The 1,448-nt window shown below is 56.6% G+C and carries 2 protein-coding genes; one reads left to right on the forward strand and one right to left on the reverse strand.

Annotated elements, in window-relative coordinates; translation table 11 throughout:
- Positions 1-329: hypothetical protein (locus AC1D1Z_RS37365; protein ID WP_477853857.1), on the forward strand; the 329-nt coding region annotated here is incomplete at its 5' end.
- Between the two features lie 94 nt (positions 330-423).
- Here AC1D1Z_RS37365 and AC1D1Z_RS37370 read toward each other — a convergent pair.
- Positions 424-1,448, reverse strand: a 1,025-nt coding sequence (locus AC1D1Z_RS37370; protein WP_477853859.1) for a RiPP maturation radical SAM C-methyltransferase, incomplete at its 5' end; no start/stop codon positions are given.

Genomic DNA, 1,448 nt, shown 5'->3' on the forward strand with positions numbered 1-1,448 from the left:
GGCAAGCGGTTTGTGGTCATCGCCAGCTTTCCTCCAACGCAAGCGGGGCGAAGGAAGCAGCCCCCAGAAAAGCATCCTGCTTCCCGCCAGATGCGACGATTTCTGTAGCGAATAGACATCGTCGAGGCTGCGCATCTGTGACGCCGGCTGCCCATGCCGGAATAAGCAAGTTTTCCTCAACCGTCAGTTCCGGGAAAGAGGCGCGGGTCTTCCGGCGCGAAGCCGACAAGGATTACCCATTCGCGACAGACCGACATTCGCGCGATGAATTCGTGACGGCAGAGGTGGTCTCTCTCGGTCAATTTTCTTGTACCTTCTCCTTTGAGTGATGCGCAGACAAAGAGTTTGAATGGGAACAGGAAGTGCCGCTCCACAAGGTCGCCGAAATGAGAACTGACCAATCGGACCCTTCTACTTCACAGGCTAGCCGCGTCGGTCTAAATATCCTCCTGGAAACGCAGTCAGCGCCGGCATAGGCGTAGAGGGGCTCCATATCGGAAGCCCTATCAAGCGGGCGTCCAGCCGGACAATCAGCTTGCGGGCTATAAGGTCTGCAGTCGCCTCCTCGACCTCAATCACGTTCGCCCCCTTAAGCTGTCGACTCAGGCGGACCTCTGGCATGCCTTGATCAGCAGCCAGCAGGATTTCACGCGCCAAGCCTTTGACTCGCTGTTCACGCTCCACCGCTATATTGCGTGTGTCCTCCACTATAATCTCGTCACCGCTGTCGCGCATCGATAATATGGGTGGCGTCAGGCCGCACCATGCCTCGCTCCAGGCATCCATACCTTGAATAACCGCCTGAACTCCGGGTCGGCGGTTTGTGTCAAGTGGACCGAACTCACGGCCGCCATCGTTGTCGTCACCGTCTTCGAAGTGGTAAACCTGATCCGCAAGATCGCGCTCAGAGAGCGGATACACGTATCGATAGGAGGCCGCCGGACTGAGCGTCAGCCCATATTGGTCGGCCGCGCGATGATAGAGACTGAAGCGCTGGTAGCGTAATCTAACAACGTGTCCCGGGTGCAGATGATGCAGCAATGGCAACAAGCGGCACATTTGAGCGTACCAAGCGTCGCTCTCTCGGGGGAAGCCCCATAGGACGCTCCAGATGGGCCGCACGCCAAACTGGCGACACCATTTCAATAGTTGAACATTTTGTGCTGCCGTCGTTCCCTTGCCCATAAGCTTCAAAACGCGGCTATCAAGGCTCTCGATACCTGGTTGGATCCAGCGGACGCCGCCTGCGGCCAACTTCTCGACTTCATGGCGCTTCAAATTGGCTTTTACTTCAAAGAAGATGTCGAGCTTCTCGGATAAAGCGATGAGGCGAGGCAACGCTTTCTCGACGTAGTCATTCGCCAAAATGTTATCGACCGCTTCGATGCGCGACGTTCCGTAGCGAGCGGACATCTCGATCATCTCTTCTGGCGCTTGTGCAGCCGGTT

It is taken from the genome of Rhizobium sp. P1_E1 (assembly GCF_056406015.1).